Below are 17489 nucleotides of genomic sequence, written 5' to 3'. Positions count from 1 at the left end.
CTCCGAGAGCGAGACATGTACACTATCCTGTACGTACAGGATGATGTACATATACGGAGGCGACCATGCGGACCATGACCTACACCGAGTCCCGCGCCAAGTACGCCGAGACCCTGAGCGCGGTCGCGGACGATCGCGAGGAGGTCGTGGTCACGCGTGCCGGGCATGAGCCGGTGGTGATAGTGGCGCTCGATGAGTACGAATCCCTCAAGGAGACGGCGTACCAGCTCCGGAGCCCGGAGAACGCGCGTCGGCTGCTGGCCTCGATCGACCGTCTGGAGAGCGGCGGCGGCTCGGTACGGGAGCTCGCGGAGTGAAGTTCGTGTGGGATCAGTCGTCGTGGGACGACTACGTCTGGTGGCAGAACCAGGATCGCAAGATCCTCAAGAGGATCAACACACTGCTCCAGGACATCGCCCGGAACGGCAACGAGGGAATGGGCAAGCCGGAACCCCTGAAGCACGGCTTCCACGGGTACTGGTCGCGCCGCATCACCGATGAGCACCGGCTGATCTACAAGGTGGTCGACGACGAGGTGCGCGTCGCCGCCTGCCGTTACCACTACGGTCACTGACCCCGGGCCCGCAGAGGCCCCCGTCCCGCCCGCTCCACCAGCAGCCAGCCGCACAGGGTCATCGCGACGGCGGCCGGGGCGGTGACCGGGAGGGCGATCAGCAGGGCCGAGCGGCCCTCCAGCAGACCGGCGAAGCCGACCATGGAGAGGCCCAGCACGCCGAGCAGGCAGAGGGCCGCGCCGAGGGCGGCCAGTGGGGCGGAGCCCGTATCGGGCTCGGAGCCCGTACCGGATGCGGAGCCCGTACCGGTCGCGGAGCCCGTACCGGTTGCGGAAGCGGTCGGGGAAGCGGGCGCCGGGCGTTCGAAGGTACGGAAGGCCGCGACGAGCCCGGCGGTGAGGGCGGCGGCGACCGCGAGCCGCAGCGGGGTCTGGGCCCACCACGCGGCGGTGGCGGGTTCGGGGAGCGGGACGTCCAGGGCGAGCATCGCCCCGTACACCCCGAGCATCCCAGTGAGGTGCCAGAGGAACGCGGTCATCGCCACCCCGTTGGCGGCCACCACCGTGCGCCAGACGCGGGGGCGGGCCAGCAGCCGGGCGGCCGGGGCGCGGAGCAGCTCGACCGCGCCGACCAGCCAGAGGCCGTGGCAGAGCAGGGCGAGGGTGGGCGGGGCCATGTTGCTGACCTTCTCGCCGGGCATCCCGACCATGGACAGCGGGTAGGGCCCGAACGCCACCAGGGCCACGGCGGTGACCAGGCCGGTCCCGGCCAGCAGCGCGGGGCGGCGAAGGCCGGGGCCACCGCCAAGGCCTCGGCCGGATCCGGCGCCGGGGCCGACACCCAGGCGGCCGTCGGCGCGCAGGAAGCCGAGCTGGTGGACGGCGAGCCAGACGAAGGCGAAGTTGAGGAACTCGACGTACGGGACTCCGGCCGCGAACCGGAGGATGTCGACGACCGCCGCCGCACCCGCCAGCCCGGCGAACGCGCCCCAGCCGTACCGCTCGTGCAGCCTCAGCAGCGGCGGGGTGAACGCCACCATCGCCAGGTAGATCCCGATGAACCAGAGCGGCTGGGTCACCAGCCGCAGGGTGGTGCCGGTCAGCCCGCCGCCCCCGCCGAGCAGCTGGATGAGGAGGGCCGCGACGCCCCAGACCAGCACGAAGACCATGGTGGGACGCAGCAGCCGCTGGAGCCGGGCCCGCAGGAACGCCGCGTAGACGGAGCCGCCGGAGCCCTCGGGGCGTTTGCGGAGCTGGGAGCGGTAGGACAAGGCATGGGAGAAGCCGCCGACGAAGAAGAACACCGGCATGACCTGGAGCAGCCAGGTCAGCGGCTGGAGCGCCGGAACGACGGCGAGCAGGTTGCCGACCCCGTCCGGGGTGACGGCCGCCATCATCCAGTGGCCGAGGACGACCACGCCGAGCGAGGCGACGCGGAGGAGGTCGACATAGCGGTCCCGGCTCGCCGGGGTGGCCTCGGCGAGTACGCGAACTGGTGATCCCATAGGCATACAGTCGCGGCGGACGCGGGTGGTGCGACAGGGTGCGGGTACTCAATTCGGCTTCTGAGTAAGGGGGGTGACGGAGGAACGCCCGCCTGTCTCCGGAGCGGATCGGGGCAGCCCCGGCTCCGTACCGTGCAGTAGATCTGGACAGGGCGGGGCCGTACGCGTACAACAAGCACAAAAGCCGCTCCCCGCGGAGACGGCCCCCGCGGCCTCGGCTCCGCCGCGCCCCGGCGGCTCCGGGGTCAACTCGTCCACGTACCAACGGCGTTGGGCCGTCCGGCGATCCGCCGTACCGCTGCCGCTCGCCGTTCCCAGAATCGGAGTACCACCATCGTGCGGATTTCCCGCCGCCTCGCCCCCGTAGCCCTCCTCGGCGCCCTCGCCCTGGCCGGATGCTCGGGCGGCAGCGGCACCCAGGCCGACGCCACCGCCCCGGCGACCTCGCCCGCCGCCACGGACACGGTCACGCACTCGGCCACCCCCGCTCCCGCGGAGACCCCCGCGGCCACCGTGAGCGCCACGCCCGATCCGGTCATGCCCGCCCTGCACAGCCGGACGTACGAGGAGGCGGAGGCGGAACTCACCCGCCAGGACATATCCGCCGCACGCCTGACATCCGCCGCCCAGCACAAGGACGTCACCCTCCCCCGGGACCACGACGACTGGTACATATGCGCCACCAGCCCCCGGCCCGGCGCGACGCTCACGGCCGCCGCCACGGTCACCGTCAGGCTCGCGGAGAACTTCTCCGACTGCACGACCAGCTTCCACGGCTATCTGCACCAGAAGAACGACCCGGCCTACACCCCGCCCGCCCCCAAGCCGAAGCCGCCCGTCACCCACGCTCCCGCCCCGGACCCGGCCCCGACGAAGGCCGCGCCGCAGCCCGGCGGCGGCGCGATGACCACCTGCCCCGACGGCAAGCAGGGGTACGCCTGCACGTCCAACGGCCACCCCGTCGTCGACGGCCAGTTCTGCCCGAAGGCCGACCGGGGCCGCACCCTCAAGGCCACCAACGGGACGATGGTCACCTGCTCCTACGACCCCAGCATCACGCCGTACCGCTGGCAGTGACGCCCGGAGCCGCCGTGGCCCCTGGTGCCGCCGTGGCCCCCGGTGCCGGGGACACCGCCACGCGCGCCTCGCGGCACGTTCCGGAGGCCATCAGCGCGGCGGCCACCTTGCGGGCCGCCGCCTCGTCCGCCACCAGGAACGCCGTCGTCGGCCCGGATCCGGAGACCAGGGCGGCCAGCGCCCCCGCCTCCGTGCCTGCCGCCAGGGTGTCCGCGAGGGAGGGGCGCAGGGAGAGCGCGGCGAGCTGGAGGCCGTTGCTCAGGGCGCCCGCGAGTGCGCCGGAGTCGCCGGAGCGCAGGGCGGCCAGCAGCGCGGGCGAGGCGGTCGGCTCGGGAACGTCCGCCCCGGCCGTGAGCCGGTCGAACTCCCCGTACACCGCAGGCGTGGACAGCCCCCCGTCCGCCACCGCGAAGACCCAGTGGAAGGACCCGCCCACCTCGATCGGGGTCAGCTTCTCGCCGCGTCCGGTGCCGAGCGCGGCCCCGCCGACCAGGCTGAACGGCACATCGCTGCCGAGCTCCGCGCAGATGGCCAGCAGCTCGTCACGGCTCGCGCCCGTCCCCCACAGGGCGTCGCAGGCGACCAGCGCGGCGGCCCCGTCGGCGCTGCCGCCCGCCATGCCGCCCGCCACCGGGATGTCCTTGGCGATGTGGAGGTGGACGGCGGGTTCGATGCCGTACCGCTCGGCCAGGGCCACGGCGGCGCGGGCGGCGAGGTTGGTGGCGTCCAGCGGGACCTGGGCGGCGTCCGGGCCTGAGCAGGTGATGCGCAGCTCGTCGGCGGGGGTCGCGGTGACCTCGTCGTACAGGCCGACGGCGAGGAAGACGTTGGCCAGGTCGTGGAAGCCGTCGGGGCGCGCGGCACCCACGGCGAGCTGGACGTTGACCTTGGCGGGGACGCGGACGGTGACGCCCGTACGTACAGCACTCACAGGGACGGCACCTTCGGCGTGTGCGCGGCTCATTCCGACACCTCCGGCGTGTGCGCGGCTCCCCCGGACACCTCCGGCTTGTGCTCCGCGATCGCCGCGAACTCCTCCACCGTCAGCGCCTCCCCGCGCGCCTGCGGCGAGATCCCGGCGGCGGTGAGCGCGGCCTCGGCGGCGGGCGCGGAACCGGCCCAGCCGGACAGGGCGGCCCGGAGCGTCTTGCGGCGCTGGGCGAAGGCCGCGTCCACGACGGCGAAGACCTCGGCGCGGGTCGCGGTGGTGGCGATGGGCTCCGTGCGGCGGACGAGCGAGACGAGCCCGGAGTCGACGTTCGGGGCGGGCCAGAAGACCGTACGGCCGATGGATCCGGCGCGCTTGACCTCCGCGTACCAGTTGGCCTTCACCGACGGCACGCCGTAGACCTTGTTCCCCGGGCGGGCGGCCAGCCGGTCGGCGACCTCGGCCTGGACCATGACGAGGGTCCGCTCGATGCTGGGGAAGCGCTCCAGCATGGTGAGCAGGACGGGCACGGCCACGTTGTACGGGAGGTTCGCGACGAGCGCGGTGGGCGCGGGGCCCGGCAGCTCGGTGACCAGCATCGCGTCGGAGTGGACCAGGGCGAACCGGTCGGCGCGCTCCGGCATCCGGGCCTGGACCGTGGCGGGCAGGGCGGCCGCGAGCACGTCGTCGATCTCGACCGCGATCACCCGGTCCGCCGCCTCCAGCAGCGCCAGGGTCAGCGAGCCGAGCCCGGGGCCGACCTCGACGACCACGTCGTCCGGGCGGACCTCGGCGGTGCGCACGATCCTGCGGACCGTGTTGGCGTCGATGACGAAGTTCTGACCACGCTGCTTGGTCGGGCGTACGCCCAGCTTCGCGGCCAGGTCGCGGATGTCTGCGGGGCCCAGGAGGGCGTCGGGCTCTGTGCTGCTCACCCGGTAAGCCTACGGCCGCAGTGCGGCCACGGACTCGCCCCCCGCTGTACGTAGAGCTTCTTCGCCCGGTGCGTCTGCTCGGCGGCGGGCGCGTCCTGGGGGCGCCCGGCGCCGCCGAGGGACTGCCAGGTCTGTACGTCGAACTGGTACAGGCCCCCGTACGTCCCGCTCGGGTCGACCGCCCCCGCCCGGCCGCCGGACTCGCAGGCGGCGAGCGCGGACCAGTTCAGCCCGTCCGCCCCGGTGACGGCTGCGGGCCGCTGCCGGGTGCCGGTGCGCACGACGCGGCTGACCGGCAGGTGGACCAGCTCCTCGGCGGTCCTGCGGGGCTTCTGCCGTACGCCGTTGACGGTCCGGACGGCGTACGTGACCCGGCGTACGCCGTTGCGTCCCGCCCGGTCCACCACCTCGGTGCCCCGGAACAGCTCGGGGTCCTCGCTCCGTTCGACGGCGTACGGGACCGTCTCCTCGCGCACCTCGCGGGTGTCGGTGATCCGCATGACGGAGACCGTCTGGCCGTCGCGCGGGAAGCTTCCGGGGCCGACGGAGGTGGTGTCCTGGCCGTGCAGGGTGATGCCCGCCTGGGCGAGGGCCTCGTGGACGGTGGCGGCGTTGGTGCGCAGGGTGCGTTCCTGGCCGTCCGCCATGAAGGTCACGGTGCGTTCGGTGCGGACGGTGAGGGTGAGGCCGGTGCGGGCGATGGGGGCGGAGAGGGCGGTGGAGAGGTACGCCCCCTCGGCGCGCACGCCGTACTGGCGCAGGGCCTCCTCCACCGTGTCGGCGGTCGTCCAGACCCGGCGGTGGTGGCCGTCGAGCGTGAGGTCCAGGGGGCGGCCGTAGCGGACGGTGACCTCGTCGCCGTGGTCCAGGTCGGTGCCGGGGGCCGGGGTGATGAGGTCGTGGGCGCCGATGGTGACGCCTTCGTCCGCGAGGAGTTCGGTGACGTCGTCGGCGAAGGTGTGCAGGGTGCGGGGCGTGCCGTCGACGTCCAGCCGGATCGCCTTGTCGTGGGCGACGAACGCGGTGGTGCCGCCGGCCAGGAAGGCGAGGACGAGGGCCCGGGGGACGAGGCGGCGGAGGCTGTCGGGGTTCCCCGCGAACGTACGGCGGCGCTTGGCGGCCCGCCGGGCGTCGGCGCGGGTGGGGCGTGGCCGGGGCACCACGAACGGGGCGTCGACCACCGTCGGGGCGTGGGCGGCAGCGGGACCTTCCGCGAAGAGCCCGTCGGCGACGGTCAGCTGATCGTGGAAGCCACCGGGGAAGGCCATCAGCACCGGGGCGGGCCCAGGCACGGCCCCGCGAACGGCCCCAGCCACAGGCAGCGGGGCAGGAGGCGGCGGTGCCAGTGCCGTACGGCGTCCGCCGCGTACCGCCCGGTGACTGCCCTGCGAAGTGCTCACGCCGCTCCCGAAGATCCGCCTGCTGCCGCCCCCGTCGTGCGCGGGGACGATAGCGGAGCTCCGGTCACTCTCCAAAGCGGCGCGACTGCACATGGCCACGGAGAGCGTGCGGTGCGGGCTCAGAAGTCGAACGCGCGTGCCGTGTTGTCGTAGATCGCGGCGGCCAGCGTGTCCTCTTCCAGCCCCTTCACCCCGGCCATCGCGCGGAGCGTGACCGGAATGAGATACGGGGCGTTGGGCCGTCCGCGGTACGGGGCGGGGGTGAGGAAAGGCGCGTCCGTCTCGACCAGGACCAGCTCGGTCGGGGCCACGGCGAGGGCATCCCGCAGCGGCTGGGCGTTCTTGAAGGTCACGTTGCCCGCGAAGGACATGAAGTACCCGGCCCGCGCGCAGATCCGGGCCATGTCGGCGTCGCCGGAGTAGCAGTGGAACACGGTCCGCTCGGGGGCGCCCGCGTCCGCCAGGACCCGCAGGACGTCCGCGTGCGCGTCCCGGTCGTGGATGACCAGGGCCTTGCCGTGCCGCTTGGCGATCTCGATGTGGGCCCGGAAGGACTCCTCCTGGGCGGCGATGCCCTCGGGGCCCGTACGGAAGAAGTCCAGGCCCGTCTCCCCGACCCCGCGCACGTGGTCCAGGGCGGCCAGCGCGTCGATCTCCGCCAGCGCCTCGTCGAGCGCCGCCTTGCCGCCGGGCTCCCGGGCCCCCTGCCGCGCGGTGCCCTCGACGTCCCCGTGGACGATGCGCGGGGCCTCGTTGGGGTGCAGGGCGACCGAGGCGTGGACGGCCGGGTGGGCGGCGGCGGTCTCGGCGGCCCAGCGGGAGCCGGCCACGTCGCAGCCCACCTGGACCACCGTCGTCACGTTCACCGCGGCGGCCCGGGCCAGGGCCTCCTCGACGGTGGCGTCCTGCATGTCCAGGTGGGTGTGGGAGTCGGCGACCGGGACCCGGAGGGGTTCGGGCAGCGGCGGGGCTTCGGTACGGCTCATGCGGACGACTCTACGAGGGCCCGGTGCCACCGGCGTACGAGGACCGGGTCCTCACGCGGGGAGGCGCACGCCGATGGCGCCGGGCCCGGCTCTCACGCTCGCGTCACCCCCGTGTCACCTGCGGTGGAACGGGTGCAGCAGGTCCGACAGCCGCCAGTGGCGGTCGGAGGAGCGGGCGGCCGGGACCTTCTCGGCGTCCCGCTCCGTGCTCCGCGGAGCGGCCTTCGGCCGCAGGATCTGCTGGGCACCGGCCACCCGCCCGGCCCGCATGATGCGCACCACGTGTCCGTCGCAGTTGGCGCAGGTGGGGGTGGAGAGCGGGGACGGCACACGCTCACCGTCGGCCGTGTAGACGACGAACACATGGCCGTGGACGTCCGTGTGGTGCTCTATCTCGTAGGACTGCTCCCAGCCGTACCCGCACCTCATGCAGGCGAAGGCATACGCCTCGTGGACGGTGGTCGCTGCGATCTCGCTCATACCCGCTCCTCTTGTCCGCCGGTCAGGCCGTCGGTAGGCACTCCGGGGACGGCCGGCCCGCCCGAGGGGTTCGAACAGGTGGCCCGTCCCTTCCAGTGGACACCCGCGCACGGACGGACGCACCAGCTCAGAGCCGATATTGGTGCGTTCTTGGCGTCCTTTTGCCGCCCTTTGCCGCCGCATGGCCCGGGACAGGGCGGCCCGTGACCGGCAGACGGGACAGCCCGTGACCGGCAGACAGGACAGCCCCTGACCGGCGGACAGGACAGCGCGTGACCGGCGGACCACCGAGCGCCCCGAACGCGCTCGCCACCCCTTGCGAGTGCGCCCGCGCACCACCCCTGTTCCACCCCCGGCAATTCCCCGAATCGAGGCGGCCGACTCACTCGTTCGGCCCATGAATTCAGCATTCAATTGAATACGCTATTTCCACAACTCACGCTCTCCGATTTGCGGAGCCCCCATTCCTCCTTTTCACTCGTTACGTCCACCCCATTTCCCACAGGACGGGGAACAACCCATGTACACCACGGACACCACTGCCACCGACATCGAGTTCGACCTCGACGCCGCACTCAACCCGGGCGAGATCGACGGCGTGTACCGCGACACCCGCGAATGCGCCTACCTCGCGCTTCTCGCGGGCGGCGGCGCCCTGCTGCTTTCGCCTCCGACCCCGCGCCCGAAGAAGGGCTGAACGTCGGAACATGGACCAGACACATGCGTCGTCCCCGCTGGCGGGTGCCGTGCATGACCTGGCAACAGAGGTGGTCCTCGCTCTTCGGAGCGGGGACCACCTCGCCACGGTATGCGGCGCGGCAGGAATCGACGAGGAAAACCGGACCGGAATTGCGGCAGCGCGGGTCATCGGTGGAGACCTGCTGTTGCCGAGCGTTCTGTACGGCCGTCATCCGCATCCGGGAGATGTCGCCGTGCTCGACCGGGCGGTACGGGAATTCCCGCCCAAACCCGATGCTCCGGCCGCGACGGCCTGGAGCCACTGGCACATGATCTCCACGCTCCAGCGCATCGCGCCGCCGCCCCCGGGAACCTCGGTCAGCGGCTACGAGGAGCCCGACGCCGCCTGGCTGGAGGAGGCCCCCTGGCAGTCCTTCACCCACCAGCTCTCGGTGCTCGCCCCTCTCGCCGTACCGGCGGCCCCCTCGGCCGTGCGGCGGGCGGCGGCGGACCGGGCGGTGGACCTCTCGCGCGGCTTCGTCCGCGCGGTGCGGCGGCGCGACTGGCTCCAGGCGGCGGGCGCGGGCCGCTGGCTCGCGGCCATCGGCGGCGAACCGGCGACCCTGGGCCTGGAGCGCGGCCTGGACTTCGTCGAGCTGATGGGCGGCCACGACCCCCGCGTCACCCTCCACGTACGGGCGGCCCGGCTGATGGCCGAGGCGAGGACGCGATGACGACGACCGCGGCGCAGGACCCGGAGGGGCCCCCGGGCCCCGACGGCCGCACCCGGTCACGCCCGGACCAGGCCCTCCGGGAGCACGCGCGCACCTCCCCCGGCGCCGCGCTCGCCGTCCTCCCGCACGTCCTGCGCGGGGCCCTCGCCTGGACCGACGCGCACCGCACGGGCTTCGCGCTCCCCGACGACGTCCTGGAACCCCACACCCAGGTCAACGCCACGCTCAAACCCCTCGGCGAACTGGCCCAGCTCTGCTCCACGGTCCGCCGCGCCACCGCCCCCGGCAGCCCGGAACACGAGGTGGCCGGGGACCTCGTCACGTACGCCTGGCAGGAGGTCGCGCGGGGCGAACTCCTGCTGGAGCTGCTCCGCGCGGAGCCGTTCGCCGCGTACCCGTACGAGATCTACGCCGCCTTCGCCGGGTACGGGCTGCGCCACGAGGGGTTCGAGGCCCTGGCCCGCCCGCTCACCGCGACCCGCGCCTGGGCCCACACCGAGCAGCACGCCAACCGGCAGCTCGGGCTGATCAACTCCGAGCGGCGGGTGGGGGTGGTGACCCACACGGACGCGGGCGGGGTGCTCGCCCGGACCTGGCTGGGTGGCCTCTCGGAGCCGTGGATGTTCGAGGGCCCGTCCGGTTACGCGCTGACCCACACCGTCTTCCACCTCACCGACTGGGGCCGGATGCCCGACCGGGTGCCGGAGAAGATCGACGCGTACCTGCGGACCTGGCTGGCCCCGTGGGCCGACGGCTGTCTGGAGAGCGGTCAGTGGGACCTCACGGGCGAGCTGCTCGCGGTGGCCGCCTCGCTGCCGGGCCCGGCGCCGCTGGAGCTGCTGGACGCGGTCTGGCCGGTGCTCGCCGACGTACAGCATCCCAGCGGCTGCCTCCCCGAGACCGGCCCACCGGCCCGGGCGGACGGGGAGCCGGACCCGTACCCCTTCATGGACTGCTACCACTCCACGCTGGTCACGGCCTTCGCGGCGGCCCTGTCCCTCAGGTCCCTGCGGCAATCAGGCGAAACGGCTCCCGGCCGGGAAAGGCACACCCCATGAGCAGCGGCACCACCACCGGCATCCAGCAGATCCACGACGTCGGGGCCAAGGCCCTGGACTGGCTGTACGAGCACCGGGAGGGGTTCCGGCTGGAGTCGGACCCGGCGCCGGAGGCGGGCGTGCTGGACCGGTTCAAGCCGCTGGGCGAGCTGGCGCTGATCGGGAAGGTCATCTTCCGGGAGGGCGTGGCGGGCTCGCAGCAGTCGGCGCTGGCCCACAAGCTCCTGGACCACGCCTGGCACGAGCTGCTGGGCTCCGGGGCGCGGCTGCTGGACGGCCAGCGGCGCGAACCGCTCTCGCCGGTGCCGCTGGAGGTCTACGTACCGTTCCGGGAGCTGGGCTACCGGCAGCCGGACCTGGAGTCCGCGATCCGGCTCAACCACCGGCTGACCAGCTGGGCGGGGCTGGAGGTGCTGCCGGTGCGGCGGCTCGGGCTGAGCGCGATCGAGCGGCGGTTCGGGGTGGAGCCGAGCGTTCCGGAGACGGCGGCGCTCGCGCACACCTGGCTGGCACGGCGGGCCGAGCCGTGGACGGTGGAGGGCCACATCGGCTACGACATCACGCACACGGTCTTCCACCTCACCGACTGGGGCGAGAAGCCCGCGGGCCTCCCCGCCGACATCGCGGAGTACCTGGGGCTGTGGCTGCCCGCCTGGCTGGACGACTGGCTGGACCTGAAGCGCTGGGACCTGCTGGGCGAGCTGCTGGTGGTGGACGCGTGCCTGCCGTCGCCCACCCTGGACGCGGCGGCCTGGCAGGGGTTCGCGCAGGCGCAGCAGCCGGACGGGGCGATGCCGGTGGTGGGCGGGATGCCGGAGGGGGACGAGGAGGCGGTGTTCGACCTGGTCTACCACCCGACGCTGGTGGCCGCGTTCGCCTCGGCGCTGGCGATGAGCCGGGCCCTGTCCGGCCTGAGCGCGGAACCGGCCCCGGCATGACGGACGTGACGATGCCCCAGGTGGCCGCCCCCGGCTCCCCGGCCACCGCTCGTCTCCTCGCGGAGGCGGCCCGCGCCGTCGACGCCCCGGACGTGGTGCTCGCGATCAGCCGGGGCGGGGTCCGTACGGTCCACACGGGCGGCGGCGCGGAGCCGGGCCCGGTCGCCCGCGAGCGCCTGCACTACGAACTCGGCTCGGCCTCCAAGCCGTTCGCGGGGCTGCTGCTGGCCCGGCTGGTGGCAGAGGGGAGGGTGCGGTACGAGGACCGGGCGGCGGACCTGCTGGCCCCGGGCCTCCCGGTGCACCCGTCGGTCCGCCGGATCACCCTGCGCCATCTGCTCACCCACACCTCGGGGCTGCCGGGGCTGCCCGCCGACTTCTATCCGCAGGCGGTGCCTCGCTGGTCGACGGACCCGTACGGGAACTATCCGGCGGACCGGGTGGTGCGGGCCTTCCTCCGCGCCCGCCCGCGCCACCGCCCCGGCACCCGCTGGCACTACTCGAACTTCGCGGTCTCCGTCCTCGGCCACACCTTGGCGGCCGCCACCGGAACCCCGTGGGAGGTGCTGCTGCACCAGCAGGTACTGGCCCCGCTGGGTCTGGAGGCCACGCTGCTGCGCCCGGGCCCCGACGGCACCGACGCGACGGGCCACCGCCGCGACGGGACCCCGCTGCCCGCCCTGGACACGGGGGGCTTCACGGCGGCGGGGGCGCTGCGGTCGACGCCGCTGGACCTGCTGACGTTCCTGGAGGCGCATGTGGGGGCCACCGAACTGCGGGACCCCTCACTGGCCGCCGCGCTCACCGAGGTGACCCGCCCGGTGCTGCGGCGGGGGTGGCGGCACGCGCACACCCACACGCTGACGTGGTTCCAGCACCCGTCCCCGTACGGCCCGGTCCTCTTCCACGCCGGAGCCACCCTCGGCCAGCAGGCGTTCCTCGGCTTCCGCCCGGACACGGGCCTCGCGGTGGCGGCGACGGCGACGAGGCGGGTGCACCGGAAGGACACGTTCGTGGCAACGGCGTACGACCTGCTGACGGAAACGCCGTAACCCCGTAACTTACGGGGCCTTCTCCGCACTACGGGGCCTTCTCCGCGTTCTTGGCGGCCACCACCGCGTCGAACACCTCCCGCTTGGGCAGCCCGGCGGCGGCGGCGACGGCGGCGATGGCCTCCTTGCGCCGCTCCCCCGCCTCCTCGCGCACCCGCACGCGCCGCACGAGCTCCTCGGCGTCCAGCCCCTCGTCACCGGAGTCGGAGGCGCCTTCGACGACGACGGTGATCTCACCCCGTACGCCGTCCTCGGCCCACACGGCCAGCTCACCGAGCGGACCGCGCTTGACCTCCTCGTACGTCTTGGTCAGCTCCCGGCAGACGGCGGCGCGCCGCTCGGCGCCGAAGACCTCGGCCATGGCGGCGAGGGTGTCGTCGAGCCGGTGCGGGGCTTCGAAGAAGACCATCGTGCGCCGCTCGTCGACGTTCTCCCGGAGCTTGGAGAGCCGCTCCCCGGCCTTGCGCGGCAGGAACCCCTCGAAGCAGAACCGGTCGACGGGCAGCCCGGAGAGGGCGAGGGCGGTGAGTACGGCCGACGGCCCCGGCACGGCGGTGACGCGGATGTCCTTTTCGACCGCGGCGGCGACGAGCCGGTAGCCGGGGTCGGAGACGGACGGCATCCCCGCATCCGTGACAAGAAGCACGCGAGCGCCACCGACCAGGGCTTCCACGAGCTCCGGTGTCCGGGCGGACTCGTTGCCCTCGAAGTACGAGACGACACGCCCCGAGGTGTGGATGCCGAGCGCCTGGGTGAGGCGGCGCAGCCGCCGGGTGTCCTCGGCGGCGACGACGTCGGCCCGCTCCAGTTCGGCGGCCAGGCGTGGCGGGGCGTCCGCCACGTCACCGATGGGGGTCCCTGCGAGCACGAGCGTTCCAGTCGTTCCAGTCACATCAGCCATCCTCGCAGCACGGGCAGCACCCTTCGCACAGATGCGTTCCCTACGATGGCGCGGTGACGAGTACCGCACCCGAGACCCAGCGGGGCCAGGACGCCGGGGACCCGCTCGGCGAAGAGCCGACCTCCTGGCAACGGCGGCTGCGCCGCTTCGGCCATGTCCCGCGCCCGGAGACCTCGCTCCGCGACCGGCTGGACCCGCCGTACACCCGGCCGGGACGGCAGGTGTGGTCGGTCTTCGCGATCCCGCCGCAGATGGCCGACCGCCTGGTGCGGTGGTCCGGCTGGGGCGGACCGCTCCTGGTCACGCTCGTCGCGGGGGTGCTGCGCTTCTGGAAGCTGGACCAGCCGCGCGCGGTGATATTCGACGAGACGTACTACGCGAAGGACGCGTGGGCGCTGGTCAACCAGGGGTACGAGGGATCGTGGCCCAAGGACGTCGACAAGCTGATCCTCAAGGACCCGTCCTCCGTGCCGATCCCGACCGACCCGGGGTATGTGGTGCACCCGCCGGTCGGCAAGTGGATCATCGGGTTCGGCGAGCAGATGTTCGGCTTCACGCCGTTCGGCTGGCGCTTCATGGTGGCGGTGCTGGGCACGATCTCGGTCCTCCTGCTCTGCCGGATCGGCCGACGGCTGTTCCGCTCGACGTTCCTGGGCTGCCTGGCGGGCCTGCTGCTGGCCGTCGACGGCCTGCACTTCGTGATGAGCCGGACCGCGCTGCTCGACCTGATCGTGATGTTCTTCGTGCTGGCCGCGTTCGGCTGCCTGGTGGTGGACCGGGACCGTTCACGCCACCGACTGGCCTCCGCCCTGCCGGTGGACGAGGAGGGGGTGCTGCGCCCGGACGCCCGGATCGCGGAAACCTTGCGCCTGGGGTGGCGGCCGTGGCGCATCGCGGCGGGCGTGATGCTGGGCCTGGCCTTCGCGACGAAGTGGAACGGCCTGTACGTCCTGGCCGCGTTCGGCCTGATGACGGTGTTGTGGGACGTCGGCGCGCGCCGCACGGCGGGCGCGGCGCGCCCGTACACGGCGGTGCTGCGCCGGGACCTGCTCCCCGCCTTCCTCTCCACGGTCCCGGTGGCGATCGTCACGTACCTCGTCTCCTGGACCGGCTGGATCGTCACGGACAAGGGCTACTACCGCAACTGGGCGGCCACGGAGGGCAAGGACTCCGCCTGGAGCTGGCTCTTCCCGGACTGGCTGCGGAGCCTGTGGCACTACGAGACCCAGGTGTACGACTTCCACGTGGGCCTGACCTCCGGCCACACGTACGAGTCGAACCCCTGGAGCTGGCTGGTGCTGGGCCGCCCCGTCTCGTACTTCTACGAGGAGCAGACGGGCTGCCAGGAGTCGGCCACGGGCAAGTGCGCCGCCGAGGTCCTGGCCATCGGCACCCCGCTGCTCTGGTGGGCGGCGTGCTTCGCCCTCGCGTACGTGGTGTGGCGCTGGCTCTTCCGCCGCGACTGGCGGGCCGGCGCGATCGCCTGCGGCGTGGCGGCGGGCTGGGTGCCCTGGTTCTTCTACCAGGAGCGCACGATCTTCCTGTTCTACGCGGTGGTGTTCGTTCCGTTCCTCTGCCTGGCCGTGACGATGATGCTGGGCGCGATCGTGGGCCCGGCGGCGGGCACGGGCGCCCGCGCGGAACTGGGCCTGACGGCCCACGACCCGACGGGCGAACGCCGCCGCACCCTGGGGGCGATCGCGGCGGGCGTGCTGGTGCTCCTGATCATCTGGAACTTCATCTACTTCTATCCCCTGTACACGGGGACCTCGATCCCGGAGGACCTGTGGCGGGACCGGATGTGGCTGGATACATGGGTGTAGCCGGACACCGGAACGTGCGCGCGCCGACGACACCGACCCTCACTTACCCGCCATCCAGAGAGCGCTTTCCGGCCAAGCGTCCCGGTCCGGTAACAACATCCGCGTCCGTGACGACATCCCCTTAGGGTTCCTCACAGTTGCCCCTTGAACATGCCCGAGGGGCACTCCTGGGGAGGGGGACTGCACGGATGCGCAGTGGAGCGAAGGTCGCCGTGGTCGGCGGAGTGTTCATCCTGGTGACCGGAGGGATCGGTTACGGGGCCTACAGCATGCTCGGGAGCGACGGGGGTGGCGGAGGCGGCATCGCCTCGCGGAACGCGACCCCCGAGGTGAGAACGGGGCCGCCGAGCGCGGAGGAGATAGCCGAGACGTCACAGGGGTTCTTCGACGCCTGGGCGTCCGGGGACGCGGCGGGCGCGGCCCTCCTCACCAACAACGAGGCCGAGGCGGGGCCGGTGCTCACCTCGTACGGCGAGGACGCCCACATCGGCAAGGTGAAGATCACTCCGGGCCCGGCGGTCGGCACGAAGGTGCCCTACACCGTCCGGGCCACCGTCTCCTTCGGGGGGAAGTCGAAGCCCCTGTCGTACGCCTCGGAGCTCACCGTGGTGCGCGGGCTGACGACCGGGAAGGCGCTGGTGGACTGGGAACCCACCGTCGTACACCCGCAGTTGACCAAGGGCGCCACGCTGAAGACGGGCGAGTCGTCGACCGCGCAGATCGAGGCCGTCGACCACAAGGGCGCCGTACTCACCAAGGAGAAGTACCCCTCGCTCGGGCCGATCCTGGACACCCTGCGCCAGAAGTACGGGGAGGTGTCCGGCGGTTCGCCCGGGATCGAGACCTGGATCGAGGCCGCCGACGAGGGGCAGCCCGACACCACCCTCCTGACCCTCGCCAAGGGCACGCCCGGCAAGCTGCAGACCACGCTCGACGCGGGCGCCCAGGCGGCGGCCGAACAGGCGGTGAAGAAGTTCGGGCAGGCGTCGGTGGTCGCGGTCAAGCCGTCCACCGGGGCGATCCGCGCGGTGGCCAACAACCCGGTGACGGAGTTCAACGTGGCGTTGCAGGGCCAGCAGGCGCCCGGCTCGACGCTGAAGATCATGACGGCCGCGCTGCTGCTGGAGAAGGGGCTCGTCACGGCGAACGGGGCGGCGGAGTGTCCCAAGGACGCCATGTACCAGGGGCGTTCGTTCCACAACCTGAACCACTTCGCGCTGCCGGACGGCTCCACGTTCACCCAGAGCTTCGCCCGGTCCTGCAACACCGCCCTCATCAAGCTCATCGACGACACGAAGGATGACGCCGCGCTCGCCAAGATGGCCCGGGACGTCTTCGGGATCGGTCTGGACTGGAAGACCGGCGTCGTCACGACCGACGGCAGCGTGCCGGAGGAAGTGGGTGGAGAGGCGGCCGCCCAGTACATCGGGCAGGGCACCGTCCAGATGAACGTTCTCAACATGGCGTCCATCACCGCCACCGGGATGACCGGCACCTTCCGGCAGCCGGTCATCGTCCCGCAGTCCCTGGACAACCGGCAGTTGGCCCAGGCCTCGCGCTCGCTGTCGCCTGCCGTCACCCAGCAGCTCAACACCATGATGCAAGCCACGGCAGCCTGGGGAACCGGCGCCAAGTCCATGGCCACGGTGGGCGGCGTCAAGGGTGCCAAGACCGGTTCGGCCGAGGTCGACGGGCAGGAGATCTCCAACAGCTGGTTCACCGGCTTCAGCAACGACCTCGCCGCGGCGGCGGTCGTCCAGACCGGCGGCCGCGGCAGCGAGGCGGCCGGTCCGGTGGTGGCGGATGTGCTGAAGGCGGGCGGCTGAGACCGCGATCGGCGGCGTACGGACGGTCAGTGAACGGCGTACGGGCGGTCAGTCGGCGAGCGCGAGCAGCGGGCCCGCGGCCAGCAGGCCGTACTGGAGCCACAACAGCGTCGTCCGGGTCCTGCGGGTGAAGGTACCCCCGGGCGCCACGGCGACCGCGGAACCGGGCACCAGGGAGAGGACGAGCGCCACCAGGCCCGCGAGGGCAGGCCCGCCCATCGCGCCGTCGCCGGGCTCGTAGGCATCGATCAGCATCAGCAGGAAGGTGCCCAGCAGCGCGGGGACGAACAGGGCGAGCCCGGCCAGCGCGGCCACCCGGGTGCCACCGGCGGAAGCGTCTTCGGGGGCGCGGAGCAGGTTCGTCGTGGTCATGGGCCCAGCACACAGGACGGCGGGGGCGGGACCATCCGGGCGGGTACTCACGCCCGTACTCATCGGGTCTGCCGCGTACTCACGCGGTGACTCGGCGGGCGCGTACTCACGCGGTGACGCGGCGGGCCGGGAGCCCCTGACCGGAGGCGGGGTGCAGGGGTCCCGGGTGCGTGGGTGGCGGCTGCCGCTAGGTGTATTGATCACGAGCGTTGTTAACGCTGGTGAGGCTTGATCGTGGCGAGGGCCCCCGTGTGTGGTGGAGGTGTCGAATCTTCACCGCAC

At 72.9% G+C, this 17489-nt stretch carries 18 protein-coding genes; 10 read left to right on the top strand and 8 right to left on the bottom strand.

Annotation, left to right across the window (positions count from 1 at the left end):
- The first annotated feature begins 65 nt into the window (after positions 1-65).
- Both ACFW9Z_RS19530 and ACFW9Z_RS19525 read left to right on the top strand, forming a co-directional pair.
- Positions 66-317: a type II toxin-antitoxin system Phd/YefM family antitoxin gene (locus tag ACFW9Z_RS19530; RefSeq protein ID WP_384642146.1), complete on the top strand. Its 252-nt coding sequence runs from the start codon at positions 66-68 to the stop codon at positions 315-317.
- Positions 314-574 carry a Txe/YoeB family addiction module toxin gene (locus ACFW9Z_RS19525; RefSeq protein ID WP_097869852.1) on the top strand — a complete coding sequence of 87 codons (261 nt, stop codon included), beginning with the start codon at positions 314-316 and terminating at the stop codon, positions 572-574. The genes ACFW9Z_RS19530 and ACFW9Z_RS19525 overlap by 4 nt, the downstream gene beginning before the upstream one ends.
- On the opposite strand, the gene ACFW9Z_RS19520 is transcribed toward ACFW9Z_RS19525, so the two are convergent.
- Positions 568-2019 carry an acyltransferase family protein gene (locus tag ACFW9Z_RS19520; protein ID WP_384642143.1) on the bottom strand — a complete coding sequence of 484 codons (1452 nt, stop codon included), beginning with the start codon at positions 2017-2019 and terminating at the stop codon, positions 568-570. The two genes, ACFW9Z_RS19525 and ACFW9Z_RS19520, sit on opposite strands and share 7 nt — an antisense overlap.
- Before the next feature lie 336 nt (positions 2020-2355).
- On the opposite strand from ACFW9Z_RS19520, the gene ACFW9Z_RS19515 reads away from it, so the two are divergent.
- Positions 2356-3096, top strand: a complete 741-nt coding sequence (locus ACFW9Z_RS19515) for a hypothetical protein (protein WP_384642141.1) — start codon at positions 2356-2358, stop codon at positions 3094-3096.
- Here ACFW9Z_RS19515 and ACFW9Z_RS19510 read toward each other — a convergent pair.
- The 5 genes from ACFW9Z_RS19510 to ACFW9Z_RS19490 all read right to left on the bottom strand — a co-directional run bounded on the left by ACFW9Z_RS19510 (position 3074) and on the right by ACFW9Z_RS19490 (position 7825).
- On the bottom strand, positions 3074-4060 hold the full coding sequence (locus tag ACFW9Z_RS19510; protein ID WP_384642138.1) for a 4-(cytidine 5'-diphospho)-2-C-methyl-D-erythritol kinase: 987 nt from the start codon (positions 4058-4060) through the stop codon (positions 3074-3076). The two genes, ACFW9Z_RS19515 and ACFW9Z_RS19510, sit on opposite strands and share 23 nt — an antisense overlap.
- A complete protein-coding gene (rsmA, locus tag ACFW9Z_RS19505; RefSeq protein ID WP_384642135.1) occupies positions 4057-4959 on the bottom strand; it encodes a 16S rRNA (adenine(1518)-N(6)/adenine(1519)-N(6))-dimethyltransferase RsmA in 903 nt (300 codons plus the stop codon). The genes ACFW9Z_RS19510 and rsmA overlap by 4 nt, the downstream gene beginning before the upstream one ends.
- Positions 4956-6227, bottom strand: a complete 1272-nt coding sequence (locus ACFW9Z_RS19500) for a ubiquitin-like domain-containing protein (protein ID WP_384642545.1) — start codon at positions 6225-6227, stop codon at positions 4956-4958. The genes rsmA and ACFW9Z_RS19500 overlap by 4 nt, the downstream gene beginning before the upstream one ends.
- A 251-nt stretch (positions 6228-6478) precedes the next feature.
- On the bottom strand, positions 6479-7345 hold the full coding sequence (locus tag ACFW9Z_RS19495) for a TatD family hydrolase (RefSeq protein ID WP_384642132.1): 867 nt from the start codon (positions 7343-7345) through the stop codon (positions 6479-6481).
- A 114-nt stretch (positions 7346-7459) separates the two neighbouring features.
- Positions 7460-7825, bottom strand: coding sequence for a hypothetical protein (locus ACFW9Z_RS19490; protein ID WP_384642129.1), 366 nt, complete (start codon positions 7823-7825; stop codon positions 7460-7462).
- 520 nt (positions 7826-8345) lie between these two features.
- On the opposite strand from ACFW9Z_RS19490, the gene ACFW9Z_RS19485 reads away from it, so the two are divergent.
- The 5 genes from ACFW9Z_RS19485 to ACFW9Z_RS19465 are packed head-to-tail and all read left to right on the top strand — an operon-like array spanning position 8346 to position 12285.
- The gene (locus tag ACFW9Z_RS19485) at positions 8346-8522 is read left to right on the top strand and encodes a hypothetical protein (RefSeq protein ID WP_019762097.1); all 177 of its coding nucleotides are present in this window, start codon (positions 8346-8348) and stop codon (positions 8520-8522) included.
- Positions 8523-8532: 10 nt separating this feature from the next.
- A complete protein-coding gene (locus tag ACFW9Z_RS19480) occupies positions 8533-9237 on the top strand; it encodes a hypothetical protein (protein WP_384642126.1) in 705 nt (234 codons plus the stop codon).
- Positions 9234-10295 (top strand): DUF6895 family protein, encoded by a 1062-nt coding sequence (locus ACFW9Z_RS19475; RefSeq protein ID WP_384642124.1) that lies wholly within the window; start codon positions 9234-9236, stop codon positions 10293-10295. Before ACFW9Z_RS19480 ends, ACFW9Z_RS19475 begins: the two co-directional genes overlap by 4 nt.
- The gene (locus ACFW9Z_RS19470) at positions 10292-11233 is read left to right on the top strand and encodes a DUF6895 family protein (protein WP_384642121.1); all 942 of its coding nucleotides are present in this window, start codon (positions 10292-10294) and stop codon (positions 11231-11233) included. The genes ACFW9Z_RS19475 and ACFW9Z_RS19470 overlap by 4 nt, the downstream gene beginning before the upstream one ends.
- Positions 11230-12285 carry a serine hydrolase domain-containing protein gene (locus tag ACFW9Z_RS19465; RefSeq protein ID WP_384642119.1) on the top strand — a complete coding sequence of 352 codons (1056 nt, stop codon included), beginning with the start codon at positions 11230-11232 and terminating at the stop codon, positions 12283-12285. The genes ACFW9Z_RS19470 and ACFW9Z_RS19465 overlap by 4 nt, the downstream gene beginning before the upstream one ends.
- A 28-nt stretch (positions 12286-12313) precedes the next feature.
- Here ACFW9Z_RS19465 and rsmI read toward each other — a convergent pair whose 3' ends face one another.
- Positions 12314-13186: a 16S rRNA (cytidine(1402)-2'-O)-methyltransferase gene (rsmI, locus tag ACFW9Z_RS19460; protein WP_384642116.1), complete on the bottom strand. Its 873-nt coding sequence runs from the start codon at positions 13184-13186 to the stop codon at positions 12314-12316.
- Positions 13187-13239: 53 nt separating this feature from the next.
- Between rsmI and ACFW9Z_RS19455 the strand changes: the two genes are divergently transcribed.
- Both ACFW9Z_RS19455 and ACFW9Z_RS19450 read left to right on the top strand, forming a co-directional pair.
- Positions 13240-15009 (top strand): dolichyl-phosphate-mannose--protein mannosyltransferase, encoded by a 1770-nt coding sequence (locus ACFW9Z_RS19455; RefSeq protein WP_384642113.1) that lies wholly within the window; start codon positions 13240-13242, stop codon positions 15007-15009.
- Between the two features lie 188 nt (positions 15010-15197).
- Positions 15198-16835 (top strand): penicillin-binding transpeptidase domain-containing protein, encoded by a 1638-nt coding sequence (locus ACFW9Z_RS19450; RefSeq protein ID WP_384642110.1) that lies wholly within the window; start codon positions 15198-15200, stop codon positions 16833-16835.
- A gap of 48 nt (positions 16836-16883) precedes the next feature.
- Here ACFW9Z_RS19450 and ACFW9Z_RS19445 read toward each other — a convergent pair whose 3' ends face one another.
- Positions 16884-17207 (bottom strand): hypothetical protein, encoded by a 324-nt coding sequence (locus ACFW9Z_RS19445; protein WP_384642108.1) that lies wholly within the window; start codon positions 17205-17207, stop codon positions 16884-16886.
- Positions 17208-17489: the final 282 nt, after the last annotated feature.

It is taken from the genome of Streptomyces sp. NPDC059452 (assembly GCF_042750035.1).
GTDB lineage: Bacteria > Actinomycetota > Actinomycetes > Streptomycetales > Streptomycetaceae > Streptomyces.
This window is presented reverse-complemented; position numbering and strand designations above follow the sequence as displayed.